At 73.1% G+C, this 12,331-nt stretch carries 12 protein-coding genes; 2 read left to right on the top strand and 10 right to left on the bottom strand.

Annotation, left to right across the window (positions count from 1 at the left end):
* Positions 1-249: 249 nt before the first annotated feature.
* Both ACYVID_RS10765 and ACYVID_RS10760 read left to right on the top strand, forming a co-directional pair.
* The gene (locus tag ACYVID_RS10765) at positions 250-876 is read left to right on the top strand and encodes a hypothetical protein (RefSeq protein WP_460736860.1); all 627 of its coding nucleotides are present in this window, start codon (positions 250-252) and stop codon (positions 874-876) included.
* 110 nt (positions 877-986) lie between these two features.
* Positions 987-1,460 carry a hypothetical protein gene (locus ACYVID_RS10760; protein WP_300641579.1) on the top strand — a complete coding sequence of 158 codons (474 nt, stop codon included), beginning with the start codon at positions 987-989 and terminating at the stop codon, positions 1,458-1,460.
* 4 nt (positions 1,461-1,464) lie between these two features.
* Here the strand turns inward: ACYVID_RS10760 and ACYVID_RS10755 are convergent, their stop codons facing one another.
* The 10 genes from ACYVID_RS10755 to ACYVID_RS10710 all read right to left on the bottom strand — a co-directional run bounded on the left by ACYVID_RS10755 (position 1,465) and on the right by ACYVID_RS10710 (position 12,289).
* Positions 1,465-1,818: a hypothetical protein gene (locus tag ACYVID_RS10755; RefSeq protein WP_460736858.1), complete on the bottom strand. Its 354-nt coding sequence runs from the start codon at positions 1,816-1,818 to the stop codon at positions 1,465-1,467.
* A gap of 170 nt (positions 1,819-1,988) precedes the next feature.
* Positions 1,989-2,813, bottom strand: a complete 825-nt coding sequence (locus ACYVID_RS10750) for a DUF1295 domain-containing protein (protein WP_460736856.1) — start codon at positions 2,811-2,813, stop codon at positions 1,989-1,991.
* A 1-nt stretch (position 2,814) separates the two neighbouring features.
* Positions 2,815-4,146 (bottom strand): class I SAM-dependent methyltransferase, encoded by a 1,332-nt coding sequence (locus ACYVID_RS10745; protein WP_460736854.1) that lies wholly within the window; start codon positions 4,144-4,146, stop codon positions 2,815-2,817.
* Between the two features lie 122 nt (positions 4,147-4,268).
* The gene (locus tag ACYVID_RS10740; protein WP_460736852.1) at positions 4,269-5,597 is read right to left on the bottom strand and encodes a class I SAM-dependent methyltransferase; all 1,329 of its coding nucleotides are present in this window, start codon (positions 5,595-5,597) and stop codon (positions 4,269-4,271) included.
* Positions 5,594-7,735 carry an FAD-dependent oxidoreductase gene (locus ACYVID_RS10735; RefSeq protein WP_460736850.1) on the bottom strand — a complete coding sequence of 714 codons (2,142 nt, stop codon included), beginning with the start codon at positions 7,733-7,735 and terminating at the stop codon, positions 5,594-5,596. Before ACYVID_RS10735 ends, ACYVID_RS10740 begins: the two co-directional genes overlap by 4 nt.
* Positions 7,735-8,442: an anti-sigma factor gene (locus tag ACYVID_RS10730; RefSeq protein ID WP_460736848.1), complete on the bottom strand. Its 708-nt coding sequence runs from the start codon at positions 8,440-8,442 to the stop codon at positions 7,735-7,737. The genes ACYVID_RS10735 and ACYVID_RS10730 overlap by 1 nt, the downstream gene beginning before the upstream one ends.
* Complete coding sequence (gene sigK / locus ACYVID_RS10725; protein WP_460736846.1) at positions 8,439-9,041, bottom strand: ECF RNA polymerase sigma factor SigK; 603 nt, start codon at positions 9,039-9,041, stop codon at positions 8,439-8,441. Before sigK ends, ACYVID_RS10730 begins: the two co-directional genes overlap by 4 nt.
* Before the next feature lie 48 nt (positions 9,042-9,089).
* Positions 9,090-9,731 carry a fasciclin domain-containing protein gene (locus ACYVID_RS10720; RefSeq protein ID WP_460736844.1) on the bottom strand — a complete coding sequence of 214 codons (642 nt, stop codon included), beginning with the start codon at positions 9,729-9,731 and terminating at the stop codon, positions 9,090-9,092.
* A gap of 92 nt (positions 9,732-9,823) precedes the next feature.
* The gene (locus ACYVID_RS10715) at positions 9,824-11,410 is read right to left on the bottom strand and encodes a molybdopterin-dependent oxidoreductase (RefSeq protein ID WP_460736842.1); all 1,587 of its coding nucleotides are present in this window, start codon (positions 11,408-11,410) and stop codon (positions 9,824-9,826) included.
* Between the two features lie 93 nt (positions 11,411-11,503).
* A complete protein-coding gene (locus tag ACYVID_RS10710; protein WP_460736840.1) occupies positions 11,504-12,289 on the bottom strand; it encodes an enoyl-CoA hydratase-related protein in 786 nt (261 codons plus the stop codon).
* Between the last annotated feature and the right edge of the window lie 42 nt (positions 12,290-12,331).

Below are 12,331 nucleotides of genomic sequence, written 5' to 3'. Positions count from 1 at the left end.
CCGACCTGGTCGGTGGTGGCCGCCGCCCCCTTTGGGCAGATCCCATGGCCACCACCGGGCAGTTCTCGTGACCGTCAGCGGGCAGGTCTTATGTCCGCCACTGGGCAGTTCCTACTGTCCCTTGACAGGACACCACACAGAGGACCGCCCGACGTGCCGCTGGCTCGCAGGTGCCCCGCAGGTCGGTCCTCCCGTCCCGGGCCTGGGTCGGGGCAGCGCCCAGGTGGTGCCAGCCTCTAGCCTCGGGACGTGAGGTGGACCCGGCACCCGTTGACGCGCGCGGCGGCGCTGGCCGCCTCGGTGTACCTCGTGATCGCGTACGCCGAGGAGCGGTCGCTCTTCTTCTGGGTCGGCCTCGTGCTGGTGGCCCTCAACGTCGTGGGGATCCTCGCCCAGGCTCGGTCCTCGCGGTCACGAGCGCTCCCGGAGCCGGTCCGGGCGGACCCCGACGCCACCTCGGCTCGCCTGTCCGAGCTGCTGCACGACCCGGCGATCGCCGCGGGCTGGGCCACGGCGCCGGCGTACTGGGTCCGCGTCACCGACCCCGACGGTCGGCACGACCCGACGGATGACGTCGTCCCTGCGGCCGTGCTGGCCCGGCACGTCCGGGTCGCCCTCCAGGTGGCCGAGGAGTCCGAGTGGCACGTCGTCGTCGAGGCAGCGGCGCAGCCCTTCCTCGACCTCGACGCGACCGACGGCGATGACGCTGTCCTGGGTTTCCTGCGCGCCCACCCGCTCGTGGCGGAGGCACGGCACGAGCAGCGAGGGGTGTACGTCGTGCGGCTGCACCGCGCGGTCGCGCTGGACCGGTTCGCCCGGCTGGCCGCCCGGGCACTGGCCGCGGGACAGGTCCAGGCCGCGTCGCGGCTGCGCTGAGGGCGGCATGCCGGGGACCGGCTCGTGACCGGCCGGGGCCGCGGAGGAGGGAACCACTGCCACACCTCGCCCGTCACACCCCCGTGCATCGGCGTCGGCTCCTCACCACCGTGGCCCTGTCGGTCTCCCTGCTGGCCGGGTGCGGCGGTGAGGGCCAGCCGCCGTCGCCGGACCGGTCCGCAGGTCCGGACCGTCCTCCGGGAAGCGGGGAGTCCTCGGGTCCCGAGGCCGTCACCGCCTCCGTGCGGGTGGTCGCCGAGGACGAGGCGCAGCTGCACCTGTGGGTCAGCAACCAGTCCTTCCTCGACGACCCCGCCCGCATCACGGTGAGGATCGACGGGATCGAGGTCGTCGACCGTGACTTCCTCGTCGAGGGCCAGCACAGCTGGAGCCTCTTCCCGTTGGCACTGCCCGCCGGGAAGCACGACCTGAGGGTCGTCGCAGCCGACGGCACGACCCTGTCCGAGCGCTTCCGGACGCGAGCCGGCGCGACCAGGTACGCCGTCGCGGACTACTTTCACTACGCCGGCGGCAGGCCGCAGGTGAGCTGGCGGATCCAGGACGAGCCGGTCGCCTTCGACTAGGGGGTCAGCGCGAACGGCGCAGCACCCCGAGGTTGAGCAGGCCCCAACCGCCGGCGGTGGCGACGGCCTTGGTGCTGGCCTCGCCGTCGACAGTGAGGCCGAGCAGGGCGGCGTCGCCGAAGTCGATGGCGGTGCGGATCGCCAGCGAGGCACGGGCAGCGGTCGGTGAGCCGAGGACGCCGACGGCGGAGATCGCGAGGTCGCGCACGCCGAACACCCTGGCGACGGTGTCCCACATCGGGTCGTCGGAGCCGAGCGCCTTGCGCAGGTGCTCGGGCTTGACCAGGCAGTAGGCGGCGTACCCGGCCGTGGCCAGGCTCATCACGCGGACGGCGGTCGTGGAGCTCGAGGAGGTCATGCCCCCAGTCAGCCACGCGGGAGGCCGCCACCCAACACCCGGCCGGGCCACTGACGACCCTCGCGGCGGACAGGACGCTGCGCCTGGGGGGCAACGGTGCGCAAGCGACGCCTCGGTGGTTCAGAAGTGACGCCTCGGCGGTTCGGACGTGACGCCTCGGCGGAGGAGGGTCAGCGGCGCGGGGGGCGGGGGAAGAACATCGGCACCCGGGCGGCGTACTCGTCCCAGCCCTCGCGCTGCGACATCTTGCGCTCCAGCAGCTTGGCGCCGGTGACGTTGCGCAGGAAGAGGGTCATCGCGACCGGGCACAGCACGGTCGCGAGGCCCGCGACCCAGCCGGAGGCGAGACCGCCGGCCAGCCACAGGCCCCACCAGACGCAGGCGTCGCCGAAGTAGTTGGGGTGGCGGGTCCAGCCCCACAGCCCCTGGTCCATCACCTTCGGGCGCGACTCCCGCGGCTGGGCCTTGTACGCCGCCAGCTGGCGGTCGCCCACGGCCTCGAAGTAGAGCCCGACCGCCCAGACGGCCACGCCGACCCAGACCAGCCAGGTCCAGCCCGGCTCGACGAGGAGCACCGCGCCGACCGCGACCGGTAGCGAGACGAACCACTGCGCGACGCCCTGGACGAGGAACACCCGGCGCACGGCCTCGCCCATCCCGACCTCGGGCAGCGAGCCGCCGAGCATCTCGGCGTAGCGCGGGTCCTCCGCGCCCTGGTGCTCACCGATCGCGCGGGAGCGGACGTGCCAGCCCAGGCGACCGCCCCACACCGCGACCAGCGCCAGGAGCAGCAGGGTGCGCCAGGAGTCGTGGTCGGCCAGGTAGGCGACGACGGCGGCCGCGGCCGCGACCACGACGAAGCCGAGGCCCCAGGCGACGTCGACGACCGCGACGACGCCGAGCTTCCGGGCGCGGAGCGCGGTCAGCGTCATCGTGACGACGACGCACGCCAGCGCGACGCCGACGGAGACCAGGGCGGTGAGGAGGGGTGACACCTCAGAAGTCTCGGACGGCGGGCAGCGTGTGCGGGCCACCCGGGCGGACCATGAGGATCTGGTCCACGCCCATGCGGCCGTCGCGGAAGGCCATGGCACCGCCGACGAGGTAGAGCTCCCAGACGCGGTAGACCTCTTCGCCCATCATGGCCACGAGCTCCTCGCGGTGGGCGTGGAAGCGCTCCAGCCAGCCCGCGACGGTCAGCACGTAGTGCTCGCGCATCGCGTGGACGTCGCGGACCTCGAGCCCGCCGGCCTCGAGCAGCGCCACGGTCTCGCCGACGGGACGCATGTGCATGTCGGGGGCGATGAAGGACTGGATGAAGGGGCCGCCGCCGGGCCACTTGCCGCTGCGCGACATCTGCTGCACCAGCACGCGACCGCCCGGCTTCACGGACTCGCGCAGCACCCGCGCGTACGTCGGGTAGTTCTTCTGCCCGACGTGCTCGCCCATCTCCAGGGAGCCGACGGCGTCGTACTCCTGGCCGGCCGGCGGCACGGCGTCGCGGTAGTCCTGGAGCCGGATCGTGACCCGGTCCTGAAGCCCGCGCTCGGCGATCCGGGCGTCGATGAACTTCTTCTGCTCCGCAGCGATCGTCACGCCGGTCACCTGGGCGCCGAAGTGCTCGGCGGCGTGCAGCGACAGCGAGCCCCAGCCGCAGCCCACGTCGAGCATCGTCATGCCCGGCTCGAGGCCGAGCTTGCGGCAGACCATGTCGAGCTTGGCGACCTGCGCCTCCTCCAGGGAGACCTCGGGCGTCGCGTGGTAGCCGCAGGAGTAGGCCATGTTCTTCTCGAGGATCAGCTCGTAGAAGGCGTTGGACAGGTCGTAGTGGAAGGAGATCGCCGAGCGGTCGCGCAGCTTGCTGTGCAGGCGGCCCTTCACGTCGGCCTGGGTGGCGGGGTTGGCCGGGCGTTTGCCGAGCGCGCCGATCTCGACCGCGGCGCGGACCGCCTCGACCACGGCGCGCGGGCGCATGCGGGCACCGGAGAGGCCGCGCTCGCGGGAGACGGCGAAGGCGTGGGTCAGCGCCTTGTCGAGGTCCCAGCCGTCGACCTCGGGCACGTCGAGCTCGCCGGTGACGTAGGCCTGCGCGGCACCGAGCTCGCCCGGGTGCCAGAGGAGGCGGCGTACGGCGTCGGCCGAGCGCAGCTCGACCAGCGGGAAGTCCGAGGCAGCCCCGCCCGGTGGCACGAACTCCGAGCCGTCCCAGCAGCGCAGCCGCACCGGGAGCGGGCCGGCGAGGAACGGCTCGAGGGCCTCCGCGAGCCGGTGGGCGACGCCCGGAGCGCCGGTGCTGGTCTCGGTGCTGCGGTCGGCCGTCGTGGTCACGGGGTTCTCCTCGTCATCGGGGTGCGGCAGGGAGCCTGCCGCTGGGGTCGCGTGGTGCGACGTGCTGCGGTGCGGGTGGTGCAGGGTGGTGCCGGGTGGTGGTCCGGGTGCGGTCTCGGGGGTCAGTCTCGCTGGAGGAGCAGCTGGTAGTCGTCGATGTAGCCGGAGGCGAAGCCCGCGCGGGAGTACTCCAGGTAGAAGTGCCACATCCGCAGGAACACCTCGTCGAAGCCCAGCGCCAGCACCTCCTGGGAGCGGTCGAGGAAGGCCTCGTCCCACAGCCGCAGGGTCTCGGCGTAGTGGGTGCCGAACTGGAACCGCTCGACCAGCCGCAGGCGGGTGTGCTCGCGGGTGATCTCGTCGATCACCTCGACCGAGGGCAGCAGGCCGCCGGGGAAGATGTACTTGTGGATCCAGGTGTAGGTGTTCCTGGTGGCCAGCATCCGGTCGTGCGGCATCGTGATCGCCTGGATGGCGACCTTGCCTCCGGGGGCCAGCACCTTCTCGATGGTCTCGAAGTAGGTCTGCCAGAACTCGTGGCCCACGGCCTCGATCATCTCCACCGAGACGATCGCGTCGTAGCCCTCGGTGCCGGGCGGGACCGTGAGGTCGCGGTAGTCCTGCAGGACGACCTCGATCCGGTCGGAGAAGCCGGCGGCGGCGATCCGCTCCTCGGCCAGCACCAGCTGCTCGGAGGACAGGGTGATGGTGCGGACGGTGGCACCGCGCCGGGCCGCGCGGATGGCCAGCTCGCCCCACCCGGAGCCGATCTCCAGCACGCGTGAGCCCTCGCCGACGCCGGCGGCGTCGAGCAGCCGCTCGATCTTGCGGGCCGAGGCCTCGGCCAGGGAGTCGGTGGCGACGGTGCCCGGGGGCGCCGCCTGCAGGCGCTGCGAGGGTCGGCCGTTGAGCGTGTCGGGGACCGTGGAGACGGTGGTGTCCCACAGGGCCGCGGAGTAGCTCAGCGTCTCGTCGAGGAACAGCCGGAACAGGTCGTTGGACAGGTCGTAGTGGTGCGCGATGTTGTTGCGGGAGTTGTCCCTGCTCGAGCGCTGGGTGCTCGGCGGGCGCTTGACGACCAGGGCGCGCAGCGTCTGCAGCGGCTTCGGCACCAGGTCGGCCATCTCCGCGGCCAGGACGGTCAGGAAGCCGCCGAGGTCCTCGGCGTCCCAGGCGCCGGTGAGGTAGGCCTCGCCGAAGCCGATCAGCTGGTGCCGGCCGAGGCGGGCCCACAGCTCCTCCGGCTGGTGCACCGTCATCTCCGGCCCACCCCGACCGATGGTGCGGCCCTCGACGTGGACGGTGACGTCGAGCCGCTCCACGGCGGCGATGAAGAGCCGGCGCGCGATCCGGGCGGAGACCCGGGCGCGGGGGCCGGTCGGCACGACGTGCAGCCCGGGCCAGCGGGCGACGTCGGGCGGGGAGGAGGGACGGGCGGGGGCCTCGGTCATCGACGGGAGCCTTCCTGGTCGGGCTGGACGGCGGACGTGCGGTCGGGCGTCCGGTCGAGCGCGCTGGGGGACTGGCGGACCGGCGGTTGCACGGCCGCCTGCTGGTGCGTGGGGCGCGGACGGATCGGCAGGCGCCGCAGCCACAGCCAGATCCCGTGCGCGCGGATGAGCAGCGACCCTCGCAGGGCCGCCGGGGCGGCACGCAGGGGGCTGTCGGTCGTGCGGGTGCCGGTGAGGCTGGCCGAGAAGCGGGTCTCCTCCGCATGCAGGGTCACGACCACGTCGAGCCGCTCTCCCGGGACGGGGACGGCCAGCTCGTAGTGGCCGTCGGTGCCGTGGAACGGGCTGACGTACATCGCCTTGTCGGTGCGGGCGCGCCCCTGCTCGTCGGGACGCACGAGGTAGGCGTGCCGGTCGCCGTAGGTGTTGTGCACCTCGACCACGGTCGCCTCGACCCGCCCGAACGGGTCCAGGCACCAGAAGACGCTGATCGGGTTGAAGCAGTAGCCGAAGGCGCGCGGCTGCGTGGCCAGCAGCACCCGGCCGGCCGGGTGCAGGGTCACGCCCTCGGTCGCCAGGAACGCCTCGAGGTTCTCCCGGAGGGTGCGGTCGGGAGCGCCGAGGTGGTCGCGGGCCTCGAAGGTGCCCTTGGCCCACGGCAGCGGCCGCAGGTCGGGGAGGTCGTCGATGTCCACGAGCCACGTGTGCGAGCGGTGGGTGAAGCTGCGCTCGAACGGCGCGCGACGGGTGTGCTTGATCGTGGTGCGGTAGAGCGCCGGCGTCTCCACGCGGGGCCGCTCCTGGCTCACCGGGGAGGGCCAGGGCAGCCCGAGCCGCGTGACGGCCGCCAGGCCCGAGCGCGCACCGTCCTCGTGGAATCCCCACCCGTGGTAGGCCCCGGCGAAGACCACGCGGTCGGTGTCGATCTCCGGCAGGCGGCGCTGCGCGGCGACCGACTCCGGGGTGTAGAGCGGGTGCTCGTACTCCATCCGGTCGATGACGGTGGCCGGGTCGACGAGGTGCTCGCCGCCGAGGGTCACGAGGTAGTGGGTGTCGGTGTCGAGGCGCTGGAGCCGGGTCAGGTCGTAGGTGACGACGACGCCGTCGGCGCCCGCGGGCCGGGGAACCGACTCGCTGGGACGCATGAAGTTCCAGCTCGCCCAGGTCTGTCGCAGCGTCGGCATCAGCGAGGTGTCGGTGTGCAGCAGCGCGGTGTTGGGGGAGTAGGGCATGGCGCCCAGCAGCTCGCGGTGCAGCGGGGTGGGCTCGGCCAGCATCGCCAGGGCCTGGTGCGGGTGCGTGGCGATCACGACGGCGTCGTACGTCGCGGTGGTGCCGTTGCCGTCGGTCACCTCCACGCCGTCGGCCGTCTCCAGGACCGAGGTCACCTTGCAGCCGGTGCGGATCTCGCCGCCGGCTGCCAGCAACGCGTCGCGGACCTTCTCGACGTAGCGGTGCGAGCCGCCGGTGACGGTGCGCCACGTGGGCGAGCCGTAGATGCTGAGCATCTGGTGGTGGGAGAGGAAGGAGAAGAGGTAGCGCGCGGGGTAGTCGAGCGCGACGTCGGGGTCGCAGGACCAGACCGCCGCGACGAGCGGCTCCATGAAGTGGCGGCGGAAGTACGGGCCGAAGCGGTGCTCGTCGAGGAAGGCACGCAGGGTCTGGTCGTCGACCTCGCCCTCGGCGCTGCGCGCCAGCAGGGCCTTCGCGCGGCGGTGGAAGCGGGGGATGTCGGTGAGCATCCGCAGGTACGCCGGGCGGCGCAGGTGCCCGAGGGTCGGCAACGTCCCCTGGCGGCCCAGGGCGCCGGCCCACTCCAGGTCGGAGTCGTCGTCGCGGATCGACATCGACATCTCCGACTGCTGCGTGGCCACGCCGAGCTCGGCGAAGACGCGCAGCAGCGTCGGGTAGGTGCGCCGGTTGTGGACGATGAACCCGGTGTCGATGCGCAGCAGCCGACCGGTCGGGTCGGTGACCTCGTGGGTGTCGGCGTGACCGCCGAGCCGCCCGTCGGCCTCGAGCAGGGTCACGGTGGCGGTGCGGGAGGCGACGTACGCCGCCACGAGCCCGGCCACGCCGGAGCCGACCACCGCGACGGTGCGCGGAGACTGGGTCGGCGGCTGGTGTGCCGCGGGCATCAGGCGTCGAAGGTGACGACGACGGCCGAGTCGAGGTTGGGCTCGGCCGAGCCACCCTCGGGCTCGACGGTGATGCCGACGCCGTCGGCGGAAGCGGCGTCGCCGGAGAGCAGCACGGTGTTGTCGGGTCCCTCGGGCATGAAGCCGGCGGCGATCATCTCGCCGTCGCGCTCCAGCCAGAGCTCGTAGACCTTGCCCTCGCCCGGGTCGGCCATGCCCTTGGTGACGATGACGGCCTGGCCGAGGGAGACCGAGCGGTAGACGATCGCGCTGGACCCGTCGTCGAAGCGCTGGACGTAGCGCTCGGCGTCAGGGGCCTCGACGACGCGTTCGGTGGCGCTGATGTTGATGTCGGAGGGGGTGTCGTCGCTGAGCCGGTCGTAGACGATGCCGCCGCCGATGCCGACGGCTACCACGGCAGCTGCTGCGGCGACCAGGGTCGGAAATCGTCGCCTCCGGGGGCGCACCTCCACGACCTGGGGCGGGAGGGGCCGGACCGTGGCGACCTCGGCCAGGATCCGGTCGCGCAGGCCCGGGGAGGGTGCGACCGGCTCGAGCTCGGCGAGCATCGCGGCGCCGGCGCGCAGCGAGTCGACCTCGTGGCGGCACTCGGCGCACTCGACGAGGTGTCGCTGGAACTGGGCGCGCTCGATGTCGTCGAGCGCGTCGACGGCGTAGGCGCCGGAGAGGGCGTGCACGTCGTTCATTGGCCTACCCCCATGGCGTCTCGGAGTCTGATGAGTCCGTCGCGGATCCGCGTCTTCGCGGTCCCGACGGGGAGCTGGAGCATGCTGGCGACCTCGGTGTGGGTGTAGCCGCCGAAGTACGCGAGCTCGACGGCCTCCCGCTGGACGGGGGTGAGGCTGGCGAGCGCGCCCCGCACACGACGGGCCTCCATGGAGGCGGTGGCCGCCTCCGCGGTGGAGTCGTGGTCGATGGGCTGGTTCTGCTGGTGGTACGAGGTGTCGCGCCGCGAGGAGGCCTCGGCGGAGCGGACCCGGTCGACCGCCTTGCGGTGGGTCACGGTGAGCAACCAGCTCAGCGCGGACCCTCGGTCGGCGTCGAAGCGTGCGGCGGTGCGCCACACGTCGAGGAAGGCCTCCTGGGTGACCTCCTCGGCCTGGGCCGGGTCGCGGACGACCCGCAGGGCCAGGCCGTGGACGCGAGCTGCTGTCGCGTCGTACAGCTGGGCGAAGGCCACCTCGTCGCCCCGTGCGCTGGCGCGCAGCAGGGCGGCGAGGTCCGGCCCGGCCGGGGCTCCCGCGGCTGCGGGAGCCCCGGCGGGCAGGGACGTCGGCTCAGTCATGACGTCGATTGTCCCTGTCTTCGTACCGGTTGTGGAAGGGGCCCTGGATCAGGAGGGCATGAGCACGGTGTCGATGACGTACACCGTGGCGTTGGCGGTGGGGATGTTGCCGCAGAGCACGTTGGCGTCGTTGACGGTCATGCCCTCGGTGTCGCCCTCGACGGTGACGGTGCCACCCTGCAGGGTCTCCTGCTCGCCCACGACGGCCTCGGGGTCGAGCTGGGCGCCCACCACGTGGTAGGTCAGGATCGAGGTGAGGAGCTCCTTGTCGGCGAGCACCGCGTTGAGGTCGGCCTCCGGGATGGCGGCGAACGCGTCGTCGGTGGGCGCGAAGACGGTGAGCGCCTCGGCGTCGTTCAGGGTGTCGACCAGGCCGGCCTCGCCCACGGCGGTCACCAGGGTGCCGAGCAGCGGGTTGTTGGAGGCGGCGGTGGCGACCGGGTCGTCGACCATGCCGTCGAAGGAGCCCTGGCCGTTGGTGGGAACGGCGGAGCAGGCGTCGCCGAAGGTCTGGGCGCCGGCGCCCTCGGCCTCGGCCTCCTCCTCCTCGGCGGGGGCCGGAGCCTCCTCGGAGGTGGTCTCCTCGGCGGTGCTGGACTCGTCCTCGCTCGAGCAGGCGGTGAGGCCGATGGAGAGAGCGGCGAGGGTGGCGACGGAGGCGCCGGTGCGACGGAGGGTGGTGCGCTTCATGGGAAGTGCCTTCCTTTCGGTGCAACCTGTGGCTGCGGGGGCTTGTCGGGGAGTGGTTCGGGGCTGGGGGGTATCCGGATGGGTGAGACAGGTCACGAAACGGTGACCTGGAGGGACTGGATGCCCGAGGAGCCCTCCGGGAACGGCACGGCACGCACCGCGGTCTGGGTCTCGCCGTCGCCGCTGATGGCGCGCGCAGCGACGGTGTGGGAGCCCGGTCGGGCGTCCCAGCGGTAGAACCACTGGCGCCAGTAGTCGTTGCCGACGTCGGGACCCATCTCGGCGTCCTCCCAGGCCCCGCCGTCGATCTGGACCTGCACCGTGGCCACGCCACCGCGCTGCTGGGCCCACGCGACGCCGCCCACGAGCACCTCGCCGGCGTCGAGCTGGTCGAGCGCGCTGATGGTGTCGATGCGGGTGGAGATCTTGATGGGGGCGTCGGTGGCCCAGTCCCGCTCGGTCCAGTACGCCTCCTTCTCGGCGTACGTCGTCAGCGTGATGCGGGTGATCCACTTGGTGGCGCTGATGAAGCCGTAGAGGCCCGGCACGATCATCCGGGCGGGGAAGCCGTTGGCGCGCGGCAGCGCCTCGCCGTTCATGCCGATCGCGATCATCGAGTCCCGGCCGTCGGTGGCGAGGTCCAGCGGCGTGGAGATGGTCATGCCGTCGAAGTCAGTGGAGAAGATCTGGTCCGCGTCCGGCCCGACGCCCGCCAGGTCGAGGATGTCGGTGAGCCGGACGCCCAGCCAGCGTGCGCCGCCGACGAACTCGCCGCCCACGGAGTTGGAGACGCAGGTGAGCGTGATGTCGCGCTCGATGAGGTCCATCTCGAGGAGGTCGTCGAAGGTCAGCACGACCTCGCGCTCGACGTCGCCGTCGATCGTGAGCGTCCAGCTCTCCAGGTCGACGACGGGCGTGTCGAGCCGCGTGTCGACGCGGTAGAAGTCCTCGTTGGCGATCCGCAGCGGGGTGATCCCGTCGACCTGGCCCTCCAGGCCCTCGGGGAAGGCCCCGGCCGGGTCGGTGGGCGCCGGGAGCGTGACGTCCTCGGGCCGGGCCCGGATGCTGCGGATCAGCTGGCCGGCGCTGGCCATCACGGTGGCGGCCAGGGCCAGCACGCCGGTGGCGATGAGGACGCCGCGGCGGCTGGCACCCGGCGCACGCGCCTCGGCGGGGGCGTCCGGGGCGCCCTCCGCGGCGAGCATGGGGTGCGCCGCGTCGTCGGTGCGGGCCTCGTGGCCCGGGGTGGCGAGGCGGGCGAGCAGCAGCAGCGACCCGACCCCGACCACGCCGGTGGCGACGGTGGGCACGACGTCGAGCAGCTCGGCGCCCGGGCGGGTCATGACCGCGGTGCCGGCGACCGCGACGAGCACGGCCTCGATCGCGGCACCCAGGACCAGCCGGCGGCGCGCGACCAGACCTGCCACGGCCGCGAGGAGCAGGACACCGGCCATGACGCTGCCGATGAGGATCGGCTTGTCCGCGGTGCCGAACTGGGCGATGGCCCACTCCTTGACCGGGGTCGGGGTCAGGTCGATGACCGAGGACCCGACCGCCAGGACCGGGGAGGTGTCGACGTCGTCGAGGGAGGCGACGAGGTGTCCGGCGGCCGTGCCGGTGAGGGTGGAGAGCAGGCCGAAGCCGGCCCAGGTCAGGCGTCCGCGCAGGGTGGGGCTCATAGGAGGTGTTCGGAGCGGTCACCCGTTGCGACGGGGGCCGGCCGTGTGATCTCGGACCGGCGCGTCCTCCCGGAACGATGCGCCGGCTCGGGCTCAGCGCTTGCGGGACAGGAAGGCCGTCATGGCCTCCTTGGCCTCCTCGCTGCCGAACAGTCGGGCCGAGAGCGCGGCGACGTCGGCGCCGTGGGCGTCGAGGTGCGCCACCAGGGGAGCGGTGAGCAGCCGCTTGGTCTCGCGCAGCCCCTGGGGCGCGCCGGTGGCGAGGGACGTCGTGACCTCGCGTACGGCGTCGTCGAGCTGCTCGTCGGCGACGACGCGGGTCACCAGCCCGTGATCGAGGGCCTCCCGGGCGGAGAACACCTCGCCGCCCAGGGCCGTCAGGGCCGCACCGCGCTGGGTCATCCGCTGGAAGACCGTCAGCGAGATCGCGGCCGGTGCCAGGCCGAGCTTGACCTCGGTGAGCGCGAAGCTCGCGCGCTCGGCCGCGACCACCACGTCGGCAGCAGCGACGATGCCGGTGCCACCCGCGCGGACCGGGCCCTGCAGGCGGCAGACGACCGGCTTGGGGTGCGTCAGGATCGCGCGCTGCAGCCGCACGATCTCCAGGGCGCCTTGCTCCATCGAGCCGCTCGCGGCCTCGGAGAGGTCCGCGCCGGAGCAGAAGACCGACCCGGTGGCCGCGATGACGACCACCCGCGCCGCGTCGTCGGTCGCGGCCCGCTCGAGGGCCTCGAACAGCCCGCTCACCAGCGCGCGCGAGAGCGCGTTGCGGTTGTGCGGGGAGTCGAGGGTGATGGTCGCGACGGCGTCGCTGACGTCGTACCCGACCCGGGGCCGGGCCTCCTGCTGCGCCTCGTGCTGGGGCTGCTCGTCGCTCATGGGCCGCATCCTGCCCGACCGCGACGCGGCAGGGGCGCGGAG

The sequence above is a fragment of the Nocardioides ginkgobilobae genome (genome assembly GCF_054781275.1).
The sequence above is the reverse complement of the archived record's forward strand: the minus strand, read 5'-3'. Positions and strand labels throughout refer to the sequence as shown.

Bases quoted from the DNA above. Each gene is read 5' to 3' on its own strand.
- ACYVID_RS10755 (WP_460736858.1), bottom strand. From the start codon at position 1,818: ATGACCTCCTCGAGCTCCACGACCGCCGTCCGCGTGATGAGCCTGGCC.
- ACYVID_RS10740 (WP_460736852.1), bottom strand. From the start codon at position 5,597: ATGACCGAGGCCCCCGCCCGTCCCTCCTCCCCGCCCGACGTCGCCCGC.
- ACYVID_RS10735 (WP_460736850.1), bottom strand. From the start codon at position 7,735: ATGCCCGCGGCACACCAGCCGCCGACCCAGTCTCCGCGCACCGTCGCG.
- ACYVID_RS10730 (WP_460736848.1), bottom strand. From the start codon at position 8,442: ATGAACGACGTGCACGCCCTCTCCGGCGCCTACGCCGTCGACGCGCTC.
- sigK (WP_460736846.1), bottom strand. From the start codon at position 9,041: ATGACTGAGCCGACGTCCCTGCCCGCCGGGGCTCCCGCAGCCGCGGGA.
- ACYVID_RS10720 (WP_460736844.1), bottom strand. From the start codon at position 9,731: ATGAAGCGCACCACCCTCCGTCGCACCGGCGCCTCCGTCGCCACCCTC.
- ACYVID_RS10715 (WP_460736842.1), bottom strand. From the start codon at position 11,410: ATGAGCCCCACCCTGCGCGGACGCCTGACCTGGGCCGGCTTCGGCCTG.
- ACYVID_RS10710 (WP_460736840.1), bottom strand. From the start codon at position 12,289: ATGAGCGACGAGCAGCCCCAGCACGAGGCGCAGCAGGAGGCCCGGCCC.